Source organism: Burkholderia sp. HI4860, assembly GCF_002223045.2.
Taxonomy (GTDB): Bacteria; Pseudomonadota; Gammaproteobacteria; order Burkholderiales; family Burkholderiaceae; genus Burkholderia.
The window spans coordinates 230790-247072 of record NZ_NKFO02000003.1; the positions used below are offsets into that span (position 1 = coordinate 230790).

The following is a 16283-nucleotide window of genomic DNA, read 5'->3' on the forward strand; positions in this document are numbered from 1 at the left end:
TGGCCGCGATCAGGCGCGACGCTGTTCAGGTTCTGCTTCGTCGTCCGGCAGCGCATCGGCACCGATGGGTGCACTGGCGCTTCGCACGGCATCGGCGAGACTGTCGGACGTGTCGTCCAGCAGCTCGTCGTCCGCAGGACGGGAGCGGGGGGCGTCGGCCTGGCTGGCCTCGCCAGGCGTATCGCCGGCCGCTTCCGCTCCGTCTCCGGCAACCGCTTCGGCAGCCGGCTTGCGATCTTCCTCGCTCCCATCCGCGCGCAGCGGCTCGGGCTGCACACCGGCCGGCACTGCTTCGGCGCCAGCCTGTTCCATTCGTTCCGTTTGCCCGTGAACAGCATCGAGCGTATCGCGGCTCGCGATTTCATGCGTCGACGCGACATCCGCCGCAGGATCGTCCGGCAATTCTGCCGATTGACCGGCGGATGCCTCATCTGTTTGCGGCGCGTCGCCCGTTGCATCGCCGGCAACCGGCATGCCCTCGTCGAAATCCATCGCCTGCTGCGCCAGCAGCGCGGCCTCGATGTTCGCGGCCGGCTCTTCGAGCGCAGGCAGATCATCGAGCGCCTTCAGGCCGAGGTCGTCGAGGAATTGCTTGGTCGTCGCATACAGCGCCGGGCGTCCCGGCACGTCGCGATGACCGATCACCTCGATCCAGCCGCGATCCTCGAGCTGCTTGACCACCTGCGTATTGACCGTCACGCCGCGAATCTCTTCGATATCGCCGCGCGTGACAGGCTGCCGATACGCGATGATCGCGAGCGTTTCGAGCACCGCACGCGAATATTTCGGCGGCTTCTCGGGATGCAGGCGATCCAGATAGTGGCGCATCGCCGGCTTGCTCTGGAAGCGCCACCCGGTTGCCAGCGCCACCAGTTCGACGCCGCGGCCGGACCATTCCTGTTTCAGATCTTCGAGCAACGTGCGGACCGTGTCAGCCGACACGCCGTCGGCAAAGAGCTTGCGCAAATCGCCGAGTTTCAGCGGTTCCTGCGCGCAGATCAAAGCAGTCTCGAGGACGATCTTCGCCTCTTGGGTATTCATGCAGCTAGGCCAGACCCTGTGGTCAAACGAACCGGATCAACAAACAGACGAAAGGAACGGAAGACGCGCTCGCCCGATTCTGATCGGTCATATTGATGGGAGCACGAACCGGGGGCGGCGAACCAACTTCAGGCCAGGCCCAAACCGGACGGAACAGCACGGCTCAACGACGGAACCGCGTGACTGAGCGCCATATTACGCAAAATTGCCCGGTGCGTAAAGATGAGCCGAACGGGGTGCCGCCAGCACGGCGCGCCCGCTCCGGCCCCGCTTCAGCGGTCGGCCACGCCCCGTGCCAGGAACCGCCGTAACCGCTCCACGCCCGCGTCGAGGCGTGCCGGATCGCACGCGTAGCACCAGCGCACGAACCCTTCTCCCTCCGGGCCGAATGCGCGCCCAGGCGCGAGGCCGAGCCCCGCCTCGCGCACCAGCGTCTTGCAGAACGCGAGGCTGTCCGACGCGCCCGGCAGGCGCAGAAACAAGTACATCGCGCCCGGCGGAGGCGGCACCTCGACACCCGGCAGCGTGCGCAGCGCGGCGACCAGGTGATCGCGCGCATCGTGCAGCGCCGCGACGAACGACCGCACGAACGGCTCGCCATCGCGCAGCGCGACCTCACCCGCGGCCTGCACGAAGCCCGGCGCACACGACGTGTTGTATTCGACGAGCTTCGACAGGTCGGCCATCACCGCTGCCGGCGCGATGAGCCACCCCAGGCGCCAGCCCGTCATTGCCCACGCTTTCGAAAACGAATTCACGACCACGACCCGCTCGTCGCGTGACGCGATGTCGAGGAACGATGGTGCACCGTCCGCACCGCCGGCGTCGAAAGCGAGCCGCTCGTACACCTCGTCGGCGACCAGCCAGATGCCGTGGCGGCGACAATGGGCGAGCACCGCTCGCTGGTCGTCGCGCGACATCGTCCAGCCGGTCGGATTGTTCGGCGAGTTGATCAGCAGCATCCGCGTATCGGGCGTCAGCGCCGCCAGCAGCCGCTCGACATCGAGCTGCCAGCCCGCATCGCCATAGCCGAGCGGTACGCATTCGACCTGCGCCCCAAGGATCTTCGGAATCTCGACGAGATTCGGCCACAGCGGCGTGACCGCGACGACACGTTCGCCCGGACCGACCAGCATCTGCGCGGCCAGCATCAGCGCGCTTACACCCGAGCTCGTCACGGCCACGGTGTCGGCCGCCGTCGCACCGTGACGGGCGCTGACGTAGGCCGCGATCGCGTCGCGCAGCGGCGCAGTGCCGAGGTTGTGCGTGTAGAAGGTTGCGCCATCGCGCAGCGCCGCCGCGGCGGCGTCCCGGATGAAGTCCGGCGTCACGCGATCGGATTCGCCGAACCAGAACGGCAGCATGTCCGGCACGCCAAAGCCGGCGTTTGCCACTTCCCGGATCAGCGACGGACGCAGCGCGTGCACGGCGTCGCGCGCCACCGGAAGAGAATCTGCGGAATGCACCATCGAGAACCACCTTCGAGGAACACGATCCGCGTAGTGTACCGGCCCGCAAGCAGGGCCGGCGCACGTCGATCCACGTCAGTCGAGGTCCTCTGCCCTCGCCGGCATCTGCCGCACGAGTTCCCAGATCGCCTGCGCAGCGGGCGACAACGACCGGTCGCGGCGGCGCACGAGTTCGACCGTGCGCTCGGTGCGTGGCGTGAGCGGCCGCGCGACGAGCGTCGAGCCGGCCGGTAGCGGCAGCGACAGCCACGGCTGCACGCTCACGCCGACGCCGGCCTCGACGAGTCCGAACACGGTCGCCGAATGCCCGAGTTCCTGCATGACCGTCGCGTTGACATGATGAGCGGCCAGCGCGGCATCGATCAGCGGCCGGCTTCCCGATGCATGATCGAGGAGCACGAGGCGCTCGCCGTCCAGCGCCGTCCAGGGCACCTCGGCCCGCGCCGCGAGCGGATGGTCCGCGCGCGCGACCAGGCAGAACGAATCGGTCATCAACGATTCGCAGACGAGATCGGCCACCGTGAGCGGACCGATCACGACGCCGAAATCGACCTCGCTCGACTTCACCTTGCGCAACACGTCGCTCTGCACGTCGTCGCGCAAACCCAGCGTCACGAACGGAAACTGGCGCTCGCACGACGCAACCACACGCGGCATCAGTCGGCACGCGATCGTCGGACTGGCCGCGACGATCACGCGCCCGCGGCGCTGCTCGCCGATCTCGCGAATTTCGCGCAGCGTGTCGTCGAGATCGTCGAGCAGACGGGATACGCTCGCGATCAGGTTTGCACCGACATCGGTCAGCTGCACGTCGCGCGTCGTGCGATCGATCAGCTTCAACCCGAGTTCGGCCTCGAGCTCGCGCACGCAGCGACTGACCGCGGACTGCGTGAGCCCGATCTCGTCTCCCGCGCGACTGAAGCTCTTGAGCCGCGCGACCTCGATGAAGACGCGAAGCTGGCGCAGCGTGACGTTCATTTCCCGACCTCATCAATCGTCGATATCGATGCGCGATTTTAATGCGCGAATCCGGCTTCGATGTGCGAATCAGGCACCTGCCCCACATGTTTCGCTGCGGTGCAATACATCCGCGAACGCACGTGGTGCGGGCGAACTGCACAAGATTGGTGATTGTCCCGATTTGCTGGCGGGTTATTTTGGCGTCTTATACGCCCCTAGCTGACTTAGCCGTTAGCTCGCTGCCAAGCGGCTCTCGAGGGAATTACCTCCGACATGGCACGCTTCGTGCATTACCTGGCGCACAGGGCGCAGGTTTTCGTCGGACGGAAGAGCAGAAACGCCGCTGCCGGCCAACCGGACGCCCCCACCCGGCACTCGATGATCGAGTGCCTGAAGAGTGCGCGGCGCAGGGCAGCGCACCGGAGTTAGCTTCGCTGAGGTGAGGACATGATGCTGTTCGACGATTTGAGAGATAACGAGTGGGCGCTGGTCGAGGGTCTGTTTTGCTCTGAACCCGCGCGGAGTGAGCGGCGTGGCCGCCCCCGCGTGGAAGCCCGCTCGGTGGTGAACGCCGTGCTGTGGGTGCTGTCGACGGGTGAAGGCTGGTCGAAGCTGCCGGGCCGCTATCCGTCGCCGCCGACTTGCCGCCGTCGCTTCGACGAATGGCAGGCGGACGGCACGCTCGCCGAAATCGTGAAGCGACTCGGCACGAGCGGCCGGCAGATTTCCCTGCGCGGGCGCATCGGCGCAAGCGCCGCGAAGCCGCCCGCACCGCCGAGCCGCGACCGGCTGCGCGGCGCCTTCTGGACCAATCCGGAATCCTGGCGCGCGCCCGTCAAGATGGCGTAACGAATGCTCGATCGGGCGGCTTCGGCCGCCCGGTTTCTTTCAGCGTCGCGACCTGTTCGCGACGCCCGCGTTGCCGTCGATTACCGTTGTCGTGTCGCGATACATCTATTTACCAATATTTACAGCTAGCCTGCACTCCCACGCTTACCTTAGCGAAATATCAACAGGCCGCGTCGACGGCTTGAAGGGAGCCCCGCCATGAAACCAATGTCACTGCTCGTCGCATGCGGCATTGTCATTTCCATGGCGTTGTCGGCCCCAGCCCACGCCGACGATCGCGTGAAGCCGCCCCATCGCCAGCAGGATCACCGGAACACCCTCCGCCAGCCGCCGTCCGCCAATCCGCCCAGCCGGCAAACCGTGCCGCGCGGCGACCTGCGCGGCGACATCGCCAGCAACGCGCGAGCGCGCATCGGCTCGCAGCCGACCGACGTACCGCGTCATCCGTAGTCCTGCCAATTTCGGGATTTAGCCAAAGAAAATGCCCGCGGTCGGGAACTGCGTCGCATGCGACGAGTCACAACGTTGCCATGAGCACAGCGTGGCAACAGCAAAAGTATCCGGTACGCCCGTATCCTCGCGATACGGGCTTTTTTTTGGTTCATCGCGGGAAACCGTGGAGCGTTTGAGGGGGATTGCGTAACCTGACGCCTGACTTTAAGGACGTCAGGAGGAGCAATTGCTCGATCGCAAGGCACTTCAGGCACTGGGCAGCTGGACGGGCTATCGGTTAGAGCGGGTGGAATGGCCGGAAGGAGAAGGCTGTACGCTGTCGCTGCATTTGAAGCCGGTCAGCAAGGTGATGTACTGCGAGCAATGCGGTGCACGGTGCCATCAAATCCACGAGACGACGGTTCGCCGCGTGCGCGATCTGCCGTTGTTCGAGTACCGGGTGGTGCTGCACGTCCCCCGCCGCCGGGTCTGGTGCGAACGCTGCGGCGGTCCGCGACTGGAGAAGCTGGTGTGGCTGGGCCGTTACCAGCGAGTGACGGAGCGATTTGCCAAGGCCTGCGAGAAACTGCTGCAAGCGGCCAGCGTACAGGCAGTGGCGGCTTTCTACGATCTGGGCTGGCACACGGTCAAATCGATCGACAAGATGCGCTTGCAAGCGCGTGTGGCTGAGCCGGACTGGTCGACGATCCGCTATCTGGCGATGGACGAGTTTGCACTCCATAAAGGCCATAGGTATGCCACGGTGGTGGTCGATCCGATCGGCCGGCAGGTGCTCTGGATTGGATCGGGACGCTCACGCGAGACGGCCCGCGCCTTCTTCGAGCAGCTTCCTGAGGGTGTCGCCGAGCGCATCGAAGCAGTCGCGATCGACATGACCACGGCCTACGAGTTGGAAATCAAGGCGCAGTGTCCGCAGGCCGAGGTGGTCTACGACCTGTTCCACGTCGTGGCCAAGTACGGGCGCGAGGTGATCGATCGGGTACGTGTGGATCAGGCCAATCAGTTACGCCATGACCGGCCGGCCCGCAAGGTATTGAAATCCAGTCGCTGGCTGCTGCTGCGCAACCGCCACAACCTGAAGCCCGAGCAGTCCGTGCATCTGAAGGAACTGCTGGCAGCGAATCAGCCCTTGTTGTGCGTCTACGTGCTACGCGACGAACTCAAACGGCTCTGGTTCTACCGAAAGCCTGCCTGGGCGGAAAAGGCCTGGGAACACTGGATCGAGCAGGCCCGGCAAAGCGGGATTGCCGCGCTGCAACTGTTCGCGCAGCGCCTACAGGGTTACTGGCACGGAATCCTCGCCCGCTGCCGCCATCCGCTCAATACCAGCGTCGTCGAAGGCATCAACAACACCATCAAGGTCATCAAACGTCGGGCCTACGGGTATCGCGACGAGGAATACTTCTTCCTCAAGATCCGCGCCGCGTTCCCCGGTAATCCGCGATGAACCTTTTTTTTGGCGCATCGCCAACCGCACGGCGATGCGCGTGACGGGATGATCGACCGCTACAGACGGCTTTCGAGAATCGCCACGGCACTCGCTTCGCTCAATGCGTAGTCGGCCATGCGGCGATCGGTCCAGGAAAGTAATTTCTCGTCGCGCTCGAGGCGCGAGAATTCGGCTCGACCGCTTTCGGTCAACACGGCAATGTCGACCGGCGCATGGAAGCCCGGCGCGGGGGCAACGGTTTTCTGCCTGACCGTGTCCATGAGCCCGAGCGAACGGAGATACTCGAACACACCCGGGCGGCGTGCCCACGGTACCTGGCGGTACTGCACTCGTCTCAATGCGTCGAGCACCGCTTCATTGGAATACGTGGCCATCTCGATTCTTTCTTAAAGTGCAGCGACAATGCGAAGCGGCGCGCCGGGCGGAGTCTCCGCCCGCCGATACCGCCACCGATTCTGGACGCCGACGGTCGGCGTCGCGTCAGGGCCGGATCGTCAGCCGTCCATAAAAAGACACCATACCCCAATCAAATTGATTCTGTTCGATTCATTTGCACTTCTCTTCATCTGTTTCATGCTCTGCCGCAAGCGGCGACGAATCATCTCGATCGTCGCCGTTGCGCTGTTCTGGCTGCTCGCGACAGGCTGGCTCGCCGCGCCGCTGATCGCCTGGACCGAGGCGGGCGTCGCACCCGTCGAGCACCCGGACATGCATGGACGGACCACGCTGATTCTCATCGGCGCAGGGACGAAGCGCACCGACTCCGGGCTGCGGCCGCCACCTGACGGAACCGCCCGCATCCACAAGGTCGCAGCGCTCTACCGCGCCTGCCGGCAGCAAGCCGAGCGCTGCACCGTGGTGATGTCGGGCGGCGACCCGCAGCATCACGGCGAAACCGAGGCTGCCGTGTACGGGCGCCAACTCGTCGCCGAAGGCGTCGCGCCCACGGACCTCGTTCTGGAACCGGAAAGCCGCACAACCTACGAAAACGCGAAATTCACTGCGTCTATACTACGCTCACAGTATGACGACGCGCGCATTCTCGTCACCTCGTCATACCAGATGCGCCGCGCATTGCTCGATTTCCACCGTTTCGGGATCGATCCGCAGCCCGTTTATGCGAATCGCCGGCGTGCGCAAACAGGCTGGCTGCCGCGCTGGCGCAATGTAGTCAACGCCGAGCAGGCGCTTCATGAACTGGTCGGCATCGCGCAGTTCCATGTGTATCGATGGCTCGGGTGGTTCTGACGACTCCGGGGAAACCGGAGCGGAAATGACTGCGGCGACGACGATGGCACGCACGTGACGAAGCGCGCGAAGTGTTGCGCGACTTCAACGGGGCGTTGCGTCGCGCCACGATCCGGTGCACATTGATCCGTCACTTTTGTTACACTCGACACGCACTCGATTGCAGTCGCCAGACAAAACGGCAACACTCGGGTTCATCACCACTTAGCGGAGGTAAAGCAATGAAGAAGACGTCCCTGGCTATCCTGGTAGCGATGTCGGCGCTGACTGGCGCAGCGTATGCGCAAGAGAGCACGGAAATCAAGACGATTACCGATCCGGCCAAGATCTCCGAGATCGAGCAGCGCGCACAGGCGCTGCAGCAGCAGCAAGCGGCTGAAGCCGCTCAGCCGGCGGTGCAGGAAGAGCATCACCACGGCAAGAAGGCTGCTCACCACAAGGCAGCTGCGAAGAAGGCCGGCAAGAAGGCTGCCAAGGCCGCAGACGCTGCCAGCCAGTAAGTTCGGCGGCACCGCACAAGCGAAAAGCCGAATCCGGGCAACCGGGTTCGGCTTTTTTGGTTGCGGTGCCCGTGCGCTGTGCTAAAGTCGCGCACCGAAATTTTCCACCCGTGCGCACCCCGGTGCGGAGGACAGCATGAGCAACATTCAACTCGACATCGAGTGGACCGAAGCCGCCACTCGCCAGATCAAGCAACTGATGCCCCGCGGCTCGGCTGACGCGTTCCTCGCGCTGCCGCCGATCGAGTGCCTGCCGATGGAGGGCGACGTGCTTTTCCTCGGCCCGCAAGGCAAGCAGCAACCGTTCATCGTCGCCGAGCGCCAGTACCATCACGACGGCGACGCCGACTGGACGATCATCCTGATCCTCGACGTACCCAACACGTCGCACTGACGCATCCCACGACCGGACACGTCCGGTCGCCCTGCCCGGCTCAGACGAGCTTCGACAGCACGCGGATTTCGGAACGCTCGATCCAGTCCGCGGCCGCTTCCCGATAAGCGAGAATGTGCGCGGAACGCGCATGAGCAGCCAGTGCCTCCTCGCTTTCCCAGCGCTCGACGAATACGAATCGCGCCGGCTCCTTCACGTCCCGATGCAGGTCGTACTGCAACGCTCCCGCTTCGTTGCGGGTCGGCTCGACGATCCCTTCGAGCTGCGCACGCAACTTCTCCTCGGCGCCCGGCTTCGCCACGATCAGCGCCACCACTGCAATTTCCGCCATTCCCGCCCCCCACCTTCGTCTGGAAAAGTCCGAGAATACGCGAATCGTGCAGCGGCTGCGCCAGCACGGCGTCACACGACGGCCCCAAAAAAATAGCCCGCGCTTCAGAGAAGCGCGGGCGAAACCGTCGCCCTACGAGGATAGGCGACGGGGCCATCGAGATCCGCACGCTGGCGCGGATCGTCATCAGTTGCGCCGACGCTTGTCGCGTCGGCATTCGAAGACGTCGATACCGTTGATCGGGCACTCGCGGCGCACCCCCGGCATCTGACGCCATCCTCCCTGTTTCAACAATTCCAACATATAAAGCAGGTTGCGTGCCAGCCACCACAGGCCGACCACCCTATTGATTTAAAAGGATAAATTTTTGACCTTCGACGATGCGACATGGGTTTTACCGCCGTAACGCACGGATGTTACGTAACGTCACGAGGAGGGACCGAACCTTCCGCACACATGCGCGCCGGCGAGCGGCGATAAAAAAAGCCCGCCATGTGGCGGGCTTTTCATCGATGCGGAGAAACGTCGAGATCAGCGAAGCTGATTCACGAGCAGCCCCATGATCTGGCGAGCCGGCGACGATGTATCGATCGCGCCCGCATCGTCGACGATCGCGATGCGCGTCTGGTCGGCCGTGAGTGCCTTCACGTTGACACGGTACTGCTTCGCCTGCTTTTCCTTCTTGCCGTGGAACAACTGGCTCCAGAAGCCCTGCTCGGCCGAAGTCAGATCCTTCGGATCGACATAGCGCACGAAATACAGGCCCTTGGTGCGATCGCGATCGTCGACGGTGAAGTTCGCGCGATCGAGCGCGAGACCAACGCGCAGCCACGACCGGTCGTACGGCTCGCCGAGCGTGACTTCCGACGGGACGGCAGCATCAGCCGCATCGTTGCCTTGCGCCGACGCGCGGGAAACGTTTTGCGCGGCAATCGCTGCAGTAGCCTTCGACGATGCGTCGTCGGCCTTCTTGTCCTTGGCCACCGGTACCGTGTTGTCCTTGATGTTCGCGATTGGCGGCTCGCCGTTCTTCGCGCGCTGCTCGTTCTGTGCAAGCACCGCCATCAATCGCTTCAGGTATTCGGTCTCGAGCGCCGGATCATTCGGCTTCGGTTCCCACTTGCTCGAATCGTTGTTCGAGCCCGTGATCGCTTCGCGCATCCCCTTCTGGCTGATGAACACGTAGGTGCCGCCATTCGGCGCCGAATCGAGACGCGTACGGTACTTGTTGCGCTCGGCCGTCACGTACGAGTTGCCCATCGCCTTCGAGATCACGCTACGGATCAGGCCGTCGTTGATCTGCGGATGGGTTTCGTTCCAGTCGGTTTCCATCACGCCCTTGTCGCGCTGGTCGACGACGAGCAGGAAGCCCTGCTCCTGCCAGAAGCGGCGAACCTGCGGCCAGACGGCGGCGGGCTGCTTGCCGTCGATCACGAGCCAGCTCTCGGTGCCGTCGCGCTGGATATGCATGCCGGCGACGGCCGGAGCAACGGTGTCCAGCGCAGGCGCTGCCTGCTGGACCTGCTGAAGCGCGGACAGGGAAGTCGCGCCGCCCTGGGGCGGCAGCGAACGCTGATCGGCCGTCTCGTCGAGCATGTTGGGCGGCACTGCGAGCGACGCTTCCTTCGATTTCGAATCGCTCTTGTAGTCCACTTTTGTGGGCGACGACGTACCGCAACCGGCGACGAGCGCGCCGGTGGCGAGCACTGCAGCGAACCGCATGGTAAGACGAAGATCAGTCATGTTCGGGGAATCCTCTTCCGCTAAATCACGGCGCTTTCCGTGGATCAACCTTGCATTTTACCGGGGCCGCGCCGCGATGTGCAAAAAAGCGACCGGCAAGAAAAAACCCGCGTCAGCTTGAGCTGACGCGGGTTCTTTGTCTGGTCGGGGCGAGAGGATTTGAACCTCCGACCACCTGCACCCCATGCAGCTTGAAAATCGGGCCGAATGCCTTTGCTGGCATGGCTTCTATGGGTAATGCTTCCAATATATTGATGTTTTTTTGAGCACGTAACGACGGGGCTTTACGGGGATGAGCTGGCTCTAATTGGAAAACATTGCGAGCATCTTCGATCTCTATACACTGTATGTAAATACAGTATCTTTCGTCCGATCATGCTTCACCAGCCCCTGCCATCCTTCCAGTCGCCGACCAATCGTGAGCTACGCGAGATGTGGCGTCGCTACCCGGACGGCCATGAGGTGCGTCGCCTGATCCTCGAGATCGCGAGGTGTCGGCATCAGTTCAGGGATGCGGAAGACCTCCGGAAATCGGTCCAGAAGGTTTGGAGCGAAGATGTCGGCGGCCACCTCGTCGCTCTGCACCAGCTACGCTTGATTCTCCAGGACGAAGCCCGGTTCGCCGAGGACTGAAAGTGCGCCGATCACGCGCGCGATCGCGTGGTCAGTCACGTTCGGAAACGGAAGCGCTGGGCGGCCGATCGGCTGGATCGCGCCGGCATGCTTCCAGTCAGGCGGGAGGTCCGTCACGATGTCGTTCCCGTTCTTGTACAGGTGCAACGGCACCTTCGCGAGCACCGCTGCCACGCTCCCGTTTGTGCTCACGCGCGGCGGCTCGAAACCGTAGACGGCTGCCGGCGGATTCCCGCTGACCACCATCGCCGCCGCGGCCATGATCGCGATCGCAGCACCGAGCGAGTGCCCGACGAGCGTCACCGGCCGACCGTCGATCGCTCCGAGCACATCGACGGCGATCGCGCCCCACGCCTTCCAGAATCCGTGATGCACCTGGCCGATGCCGATGACGTCGATCGGGTGCGCGTCCAGGTCAGCCGCGACGCAGTCAAGATTGTCGGTACCCGGGAAGGCTACGACCAGGCCGGCCGCCGTTTGCCGCACGATCGCGCGCGAGGCGCTGTCCGCTTTGCCGATGTCGGGCTTCGCGGAATACGCCTCCTGCGCGAGCAGCGCGTAATCGCGCGGGGTCATTGCAGCGGCGCGCCCGCGAGCGGCGTCGACGCAGCGGCCGGCGGCCCGTAGACCACCAGCCAGTTCGACAGCGCGATCGACGCGGCGCCGAGCGCGAGTCGAATCGATGCCTGCGCGGCTGAGTCGATCGGCAGCATGCCGACCAGGCCGATCGCCTGCGGGATCAGCGTGTTCACCAGCGATTGCGCGTTCGTCGCGTCGAGCGCCTTCGCGGCCGTGCAGATCTCGCCGTTGTCCGCCGCGAGCTGCTTCAGGTTCGCGTCATTCGGCAGCGACGCGCTCAGGTCGAGCAGCGTCGGCTGCACGACCGCGCATGCTTGCGCGACCTGCACCTTGGCGGTCGCTGCCAGATCGGCGAGTTTCTGCTGCTGGGCCGTCGTGCAGCCGGCCGCGACGATGAGAACGGACGCGACGATACCTGCCGCGAGCGGCATGAGCTTTTTCATGTGGCTTCCTTCGGGAGTGGCGCCGCGGCGTGCGGCAGACAGTTACTGCTGCGTGGTGGCTTGCGGGAAGAAGCGATTGACGACTGCGTGACCGAGCGTGATCAGCCCTGCCGCGAGCTGCAGCTGCGCGTCGAGCGGAATTTTCACGCCCATCGCCGATGCAGCCCAATCGATGAGCGGGACGAACGAGGACGCCGTGAATGTGACGGCGCCGGTTTGCAGAATGGATTTCGGCATGGCTACTCCTTGTGGTCTTGGACGAGCTCGTCCGGGGTGAAGACGAACCCGGCCTTGCGCGGGAACGCCTGGAACACGAAAGTCGGGAACGACCGGTGATGGATGCCGTGCGTCGGCGACCGGTGGAACTTCGCCGACAGCGGCAGCATGTTCGTCATCGCGTCGACGAAGACTTCAGGCTTCGCCGGATCGAACGCGTGCCAGTCGAAGCCGCGCAGCTCGACGAGCTTGCAGACGAGCCACAGGAACGATTCCTCGACCGGGTACAGTTCCTTCGTCGGCCGGTCGGTGGTCGGATCGAGCACAGGCAGCTCTTTCACGTCCCCCAGCGCGACGCCGCGCACAATGGCCCAGTCGATCGCGTCCGAATCCGCCCACTCGCAGAACAGGTGGTGATACTCGGGCGCCGGCTGGCCGCTGATCGCGCAGCGCAGGCCGGCCGCATGCCCTTCCTTCTTCGTGCGCCGGAACGTGGCCGATTCGGTGCGCGGCGGATGGTCCGGGTAGTACTCGATCTCGACGTCGGTCACGCGCACGGCATGCTCGCCGGCGATCTTCGGCAGGCCGGCGAGGCCCTCGGCCGTGCACTTCTCGCAGCGCTGCTCGAGCGCGACGTCATGGCTGCATCGGGTCATGTCTGGTCCGAAAATGAAAAAGCCCGGCGCGCGGCCGAGCTGGATTGCGAAATTTCGAAAAATCGAAAACTGGTGCATCAGGCCACGCCGAGAGCCTTCTTGCAGGAACCCCAGAGCGCCAGGCGGTCGTCCATGCCGTTCGGCGTCGCAGCCGAGCGCGGATTGCCGAGGTTGATCGCGCGGCTGATCGACAGGAAGTCGCCGGCATCAGCAAACGCGCTGAGCGCGTGGTCAGCCCAGAACTGAGCAGACGCTTCGGCTGCAACGCTCGGCTGCGCGATCTGGTCAGGGTTGCCCTCGAGGTTGATCCCGATCTTCTGGCCCATCACACGGAAGTTGTACCGGCCAGTGATCTGCAGAAGGCCGCCCCCGCGGTACCGGAAACCATCCCCGGCCTGCGTATTGCCGAGCTCGGCCGCCTTCGCCGCCGGCGGCTCATACGCACGCTGCGCGGCCGTCGGCCCCCAGATCTCGCGGAGCCACTGGAAGCCGCCCGTCTCGTGCCCGCACTGTGCGAGGAACGCGGCCTGCCGCGCGGGCGAGTCGATCGCATACAGCGCCATTGCGGCCGACAGCGGATCAGCCCAAGGCGTCGCGCGCTCGAGCGGAATCTTCAGCGCGGCGGACAAGATTTGAGGTGTCATGGTCATCCCAGAAGCAGCTTCACGACCGCGCTCGCCCAGTCGGGGATCGGTTCGTGTCGCAGGTAGCGAAAAACGATCACGCCAACGGTGCCGAACGCGATCGTCGGGCCGGCGACGTGCCGGACAAGGAAGCGCCACGCATCGGCAAGACGGCACAACGCGCGCACCGCGCGCGCGCCGCCATCCCACGTGTCGACCATCGACTGCGTGTTCGTCTGGATCATGGAAACCGACGCCACGATGGCGTCGATCTTCTCGTCCTGACGCTGAAGGTGCGCCTTCACCGCCGCATCACTTGCGTCGATTCGCTGTTCGAGCTTCGAGAAGCGGCGGTCACCCGCGCGCAGCCGTTCCTCGACGCGCGTGCGCGCCGTTGCGGTATCGGTCATTCATCCCCCGGAAATGAAAAAGCCGCCCGGTGGGCGGCTGCTGTTCGACTTTTTTGATGGGTCAGTACAACGGGTACCAGGTCGTATTCGTACCCCGGCAGAGATACCCGTGCCCCGCTCCTGCGGCGAGTGACGTCGCCGGAGCTGCCACGCTCCCAGACGCAGCGCCGAGCGTGAGCGCCGTGATTGTCTGAGTCGACGAGAAACGCGCGATCGAGCCGTCGTAAGCGCTGCTGCACGCAGGCAGCGTGATTGTGAGCGCGGCGAGCGTGCCAGCCGGGTCGATCACCGCCGTTTGCGTCCCGCTCGCGATTGCCACCGTCGCGCCGCTCGCTGGCGCCGTGTACGTGTAGGCCTTGTCGATCTGCTGCGCGGTGTTCGTGAGCGTTGTGCCAGACAGCGCGCCGCCGATATTCAGAGCACCGAGCTTCACGTTGCTCGAGTAGTTGCCGAGCGTGTTCGATGCGGCGTACTGCGACAGGCTGTAGATGTTTGTCGTCGGCACTGTCGCGTTGACGCCATATCCGCCGTTGTTGAAGATGTGGCGCGTCGAATCGATGGTGATAATCGTACTCGCATCGTCGACGCGCATGCCATCGCTCGTCGCGTTGTAGAGCTGGCCGGGCCCGAGCGAGATGCGGCCGTTCGGCCATTTCTGGATGTAGATCTCGATTCCGTTCGGGCTGCCCCCCAGCACGCCGGCAGATCCGAATGCACCGTTCATCACGATCGGCGCGTTCGACGTCAGCGAATCGTTGATCCAGACGCCATAACCGTACGAGCCATCGGAAATGCACTGATCGCTGAAGAAGATCTCGCGGTTCAGTCGCGCGGCCAGCGCGTTGTCGACCTGGTAGTTCGTGCCGTTGCCGTACGCGAGGATCTTCCCGAAATACACGCCGCCTTGGCCGCCCCCGACGTGGTACCCGATGTTCGAGAACGTCACGACGCCGTCGTCGAGGAAGATGTCGGAGCCCTCGTCGCTGGTCGGTGACCCGTTCATCATCAAGCCCTGATTTTGGACCTGAATGTTGAACTTCGAGTACTTGAAGACGTTGACGTTGTCGAGCCACACGCCGTTGTACAGCTTGCGCGTGGGTTGCCCGAAGACGCCCGCGTCGACGTCGAACAGCTCGCTGCCGTTCTGCATCCGCTTCAGGTGCAGCGCTGCGCCGGCCGTCATCGTGGTCGTCGAGTCGAAGCGCAGTCCCGAGATCGACCAGCCGGTCATCGAGGTCGTGCCGTCGCCGACTGTCCAGATGTCCGAAGTCGTGTTCGAACCCGTGTACAACAGCACCGTCTGCCGCGCCCCCGCGCCGCGGATCGATACGTTCTGCACGATCGGGAGCGCTTTCGGCGTGCTGAACACGCATGTTCCGGCCGGGAACACGAGCAGCTCGCCCGCGGTGAGGTTCGACAGCGCCGCATTCATCGCCGCGTCGTCGTTCGTCGTGCCGTCGCACTTCCCGCCGAAATCGCGGAAGTTGACGACGTCCTGCAGCTTGTCCATCACCGTGCGCGAAACGCTGCCCGGTGCAGTGCTACGGAACTGCGACACTGACGTGAACATGTTCGTCAGTTGCGACGCCGTCAGTATCTGGCCGGGAACGAACTGCGCGCGCGCCGGCGCGCACACCACGAATGCAAGCGAAAGCGCGAAGGCAATCGCGCAGAACAATTTACCGATTCGTCGCTTCATCTCATCAACTCCAGACCACCGATTGAACATCCGTCACCTTCGTCGCTGCCATGACCGCATCGACGAGCTGCTGTTTCTTCGTCAACGCAGCGAGGATCGCCGTCTTGCCATCCTGCCCGACCTGTTGGATCTGGGGCGCCGTGTGCTCGGCGTAGGTCCACGCGCCGCTCGCGTCCGCGCACCAGAACGGCGTCGTCCAGCCCGCAGCGAGGCCGGGATAGATCGAAGCAAGCACCGAAGCCGTGAGGTTCTGCTGATCGGTGATCGACGCCGGATACGTATGCGCCGCGCCGAGCGCGGACGATACAAACCCCTTCGTGATCGCGTTCGAGCAGGCCGTGGTCAGCATAGCGATCTGTGCCATCTGCGCAGCTGCGAGCAGCTCGGCTGCCGGAACGACAGGTGCGGTCTGCGTCATCTCACCGCCCACGACGTACCAGGTGCCCGATTCAGCTGCCGTGTATTCGGCATCCGAGAGCTGCAGAAGGTTCGATTCGGGCGGCAGCGACGCGTAGTTCAGTGCGTCGGTGTCGAGCAGGCGCAGCACGCGCGCGGTATTCTTGTCGAAGTATGCGTATTTCATGTC

Annotated in this window: 20 protein-coding genes; 6 read left to right on the forward strand and 14 right to left on the reverse strand. The window is 64.2% G+C overall.

Going from position 1 to position 16283, the window contains the following annotated elements:
• Nucleotides 1-9: 9 nt before the first annotated feature.
• The 3 genes from scpB to CFB34_RS16140 all read right to left on the reverse strand — a co-directional run bounded on the left by scpB (nt 10) and on the right by CFB34_RS16140 (nt 3488).
• Nucleotides 10-1041 carry an SMC-Scp complex subunit ScpB gene (scpB, locus tag CFB34_RS16130; protein WP_089439947.1) on the reverse strand — a complete coding sequence of 344 codons (1032 nt, stop codon included), beginning with the start codon at nt 1039-1041 and terminating at the stop codon, nt 10-12.
• 272 nt (nt 1042-1313) lie between these two features.
• Nucleotides 1314-2510, reverse strand: a complete 1197-nt coding sequence (locus tag CFB34_RS16135; protein WP_089439946.1) for a pyridoxal phosphate-dependent aminotransferase — start codon at nt 2508-2510, stop codon at nt 1314-1316.
• A 75-nt stretch (nt 2511-2585) separates the two neighbouring features.
• On the reverse strand, nt 2586-3488 hold the full coding sequence (locus CFB34_RS16140) for a LysR family transcriptional regulator (protein WP_071334368.1): 903 nt from the start codon (nt 3486-3488) through the stop codon (nt 2586-2588).
• Nucleotides 3489-3917: 429 nt separating this feature from the next.
• Here CFB34_RS16140 and CFB34_RS16145 point away from each other — a divergent pair, with 429 nt between their 5' ends.
• The 3 genes from CFB34_RS16145 (at nt 3918) to CFB34_RS16155 (ending at nt 6219) form a co-directional block, all read left to right on the forward strand.
• Complete coding sequence (locus CFB34_RS16145; protein ID WP_006409263.1) at nt 3918-4319, forward strand: transposase; 402 nt, start codon at nt 3918-3920, stop codon at nt 4317-4319.
• A 198-nt stretch (nt 4320-4517) separates the two neighbouring features.
• Complete coding sequence (locus tag CFB34_RS16150; protein ID WP_089439945.1) at nt 4518-4769, forward strand: hypothetical protein; 252 nt, start codon at nt 4518-4520, stop codon at nt 4767-4769.
• Nucleotides 4770-4998: 229 nt separating this feature from the next.
• The gene (locus CFB34_RS16155; RefSeq protein WP_089439991.1) at nt 4999-6219 is read left to right on the forward strand and encodes an ISL3 family transposase; all 1221 of its coding nucleotides are present in this window, start codon (nt 4999-5001) and stop codon (nt 6217-6219) included.
• A gap of 59 nt (nt 6220-6278) precedes the next feature.
• On the opposite strand, the gene CFB34_RS16160 is transcribed toward CFB34_RS16155, so the two are convergent.
• On the reverse strand, nt 6279-6596 hold the full coding sequence (locus CFB34_RS16160; protein ID WP_011351791.1) for a hypothetical protein: 318 nt from the start codon (nt 6594-6596) through the stop codon (nt 6279-6281).
• Between the two features lie 157 nt (nt 6597-6753).
• Here CFB34_RS16160 and CFB34_RS16165 point away from each other — a divergent pair, with 157 nt between their 5' ends.
• The 3 genes from CFB34_RS16165 (at nt 6754) to CFB34_RS16175 (ending at nt 8364) form a co-directional block, all read left to right on the forward strand.
• Entirely contained in the window at nt 6754-7470 is a 717-nt protein-coding gene (locus tag CFB34_RS16165) for a YdcF family protein (protein WP_089439943.1), read from the forward strand.
• 221 nt (nt 7471-7691) lie between these two features.
• The gene (locus tag CFB34_RS16170) at nt 7692-7970 is read left to right on the forward strand and encodes a hypothetical protein (protein ID WP_039339310.1); all 279 of its coding nucleotides are present in this window, start codon (nt 7692-7694) and stop codon (nt 7968-7970) included.
• A 136-nt stretch (nt 7971-8106) separates the two neighbouring features.
• Nucleotides 8107-8364: a hypothetical protein gene (locus CFB34_RS16175; RefSeq protein WP_021162409.1), complete on the forward strand. Its 258-nt coding sequence runs from the start codon at nt 8107-8109 to the stop codon at nt 8362-8364.
• Nucleotides 8365-8404: 40 nt separating this feature from the next.
• On the opposite strand, the gene CFB34_RS16180 is transcribed toward CFB34_RS16175, so the two are convergent.
• The 10 genes from CFB34_RS16180 to CFB34_RS16225 form a co-directional block, all read right to left on the reverse strand.
• On the reverse strand, nt 8405-8695 hold the full coding sequence (locus CFB34_RS16180; protein WP_089439942.1) for a putative quinol monooxygenase: 291 nt from the start codon (nt 8693-8695) through the stop codon (nt 8405-8407).
• A 531-nt stretch (nt 8696-9226) separates the two neighbouring features.
• Nucleotides 9227-10438 (reverse strand): outer membrane protein assembly factor BamC, encoded by a 1212-nt coding sequence (gene bamC / locus CFB34_RS16185; protein ID WP_089439941.1) that lies wholly within the window; start codon nt 10436-10438, stop codon nt 9227-9229.
• A 588-nt stretch (nt 10439-11026) separates the two neighbouring features.
• A complete protein-coding gene (locus CFB34_RS16190; protein ID WP_089439940.1) occupies nt 11027-11647 on the reverse strand; it encodes an alpha/beta fold hydrolase in 621 nt (206 codons plus the stop codon).
• Complete coding sequence (locus tag CFB34_RS16195) at nt 11644-12093, reverse strand: hypothetical protein (protein ID WP_089439939.1); 450 nt, start codon at nt 12091-12093, stop codon at nt 11644-11646. Before CFB34_RS16195 ends, CFB34_RS16190 begins: the two co-directional genes overlap by 4 nt.
• A gap of 42 nt (nt 12094-12135) precedes the next feature.
• Complete coding sequence (locus CFB34_RS16200; protein WP_089439938.1) at nt 12136-12330, reverse strand: hypothetical protein; 195 nt, start codon at nt 12328-12330, stop codon at nt 12136-12138.
• Nucleotides 12331-12332: 2 nt separating this feature from the next.
• Nucleotides 12333-12965 (reverse strand): hypothetical protein, encoded by a 633-nt coding sequence (locus CFB34_RS16205; protein WP_089440390.1) that lies wholly within the window; start codon nt 12963-12965, stop codon nt 12333-12335.
• 77 nt (nt 12966-13042) lie between these two features.
• Nucleotides 13043-13594: a glycoside hydrolase family 19 protein gene (locus CFB34_RS16210; protein WP_242808666.1), complete on the reverse strand. Its 552-nt coding sequence runs from the start codon at nt 13592-13594 to the stop codon at nt 13043-13045.
• 17 nt (nt 13595-13611) lie between these two features.
• On the reverse strand, nt 13612-13998 hold the full coding sequence (locus tag CFB34_RS16215) for a hypothetical protein (protein ID WP_242808667.1): 387 nt from the start codon (nt 13996-13998) through the stop codon (nt 13612-13614).
• 61 nt (nt 13999-14059) lie between these two features.
• Nucleotides 14060-15697 (reverse strand): glycosyl hydrolase family 28-related protein, encoded by a 1638-nt coding sequence (locus CFB34_RS16220; protein ID WP_179243629.1) that lies wholly within the window; start codon nt 15695-15697, stop codon nt 14060-14062.
• Between the two features lie 4 nt (nt 15698-15701).
• The gene (locus tag CFB34_RS16225; RefSeq protein ID WP_089439935.1) at nt 15702-16280 is read right to left on the reverse strand and encodes a hypothetical protein; all 579 of its coding nucleotides are present in this window, start codon (nt 16278-16280) and stop codon (nt 15702-15704) included.
• Nucleotides 16281-16283: the final 3 nt, after the last annotated feature.

Bases quoted from the DNA above. Each gene is read 5' to 3' on its own strand.
- scpB (WP_089439947.1), bottom strand. From the start codon at position 1,041: ATGAATACCCAAGAGGCGAAGATCGTCCTCGAGACTGCTTTGATCTGC.
- CFB34_RS16135 (WP_089439946.1), bottom strand. From the start codon at position 2,510: ATGGTGCATTCCGCAGATTCTCTTCCGGTGGCGCGCGACGCCGTGCAC.
- CFB34_RS16140 (WP_071334368.1), bottom strand. From the start codon at position 3,488: ATGAACGTCACGCTGCGCCAGCTTCGCGTCTTCATCGAGGTCGCGCGG.
- CFB34_RS16145 (WP_006409263.1), top strand. From the start codon at position 3,918: ATGATGCTGTTCGACGATTTGAGAGATAACGAGTGGGCGCTGGTCGAG.
- CFB34_RS16150 (WP_089439945.1), top strand. From the start codon at position 4,518: ATGAAACCAATGTCACTGCTCGTCGCATGCGGCATTGTCATTTCCATG.
- CFB34_RS16160 (WP_011351791.1), bottom strand. From the start codon at position 6,596: ATGGCCACGTATTCCAATGAAGCGGTGCTCGACGCATTGAGACGAGTG.
- CFB34_RS16170 (WP_039339310.1), top strand. From the start codon at position 7,692: ATGAAGAAGACGTCCCTGGCTATCCTGGTAGCGATGTCGGCGCTGACT.
- CFB34_RS16175 (WP_021162409.1), top strand. From the start codon at position 8,107: ATGAGCAACATTCAACTCGACATCGAGTGGACCGAAGCCGCCACTCGC.
- CFB34_RS16180 (WP_089439942.1), bottom strand. From the start codon at position 8,695: ATGGCGGAAATTGCAGTGGTGGCGCTGATCGTGGCGAAGCCGGGCGCC.
- bamC (WP_089439941.1), bottom strand. From the start codon at position 10,438: ATGACTGATCTTCGTCTTACCATGCGGTTCGCTGCAGTGCTCGCCACC.
- CFB34_RS16190 (WP_089439940.1), bottom strand. From the start codon at position 11,647: ATGACCCCGCGCGATTACGCGCTGCTCGCGCAGGAGGCGTATTCCGCG.
- CFB34_RS16195 (WP_089439939.1), bottom strand. From the start codon at position 12,093: ATGAAAAAGCTCATGCCGCTCGCGGCAGGTATCGTCGCGTCCGTTCTC.
- CFB34_RS16200 (WP_089439938.1), bottom strand. From the start codon at position 12,330: ATGCCGAAATCCATTCTGCAAACCGGCGCCGTCACATTCACGGCGTCC.
- CFB34_RS16205 (WP_089440390.1), bottom strand. From the start codon at position 12,965: ATGACCCGATGCAGCCATGACGTCGCGCTCGAGCAGCGCTGCGAGAAG.
- CFB34_RS16215 (WP_242808667.1), bottom strand. From the start codon at position 13,998: ATGACCGATACCGCAACGGCGCGCACGCGCGTCGAGGAACGGCTGCGC.
- CFB34_RS16220 (WP_179243629.1), bottom strand. From the start codon at position 15,697: ATGAAGCGACGAATCGGTAAATTGTTCTGCGCGATTGCCTTCGCGCTT.
- CFB34_RS16225 (WP_089439935.1), bottom strand. From the start codon at position 16,280: ATGAAATACGCATACTTCGACAAGAATACCGCGCGCGTGCTGCGCCTG.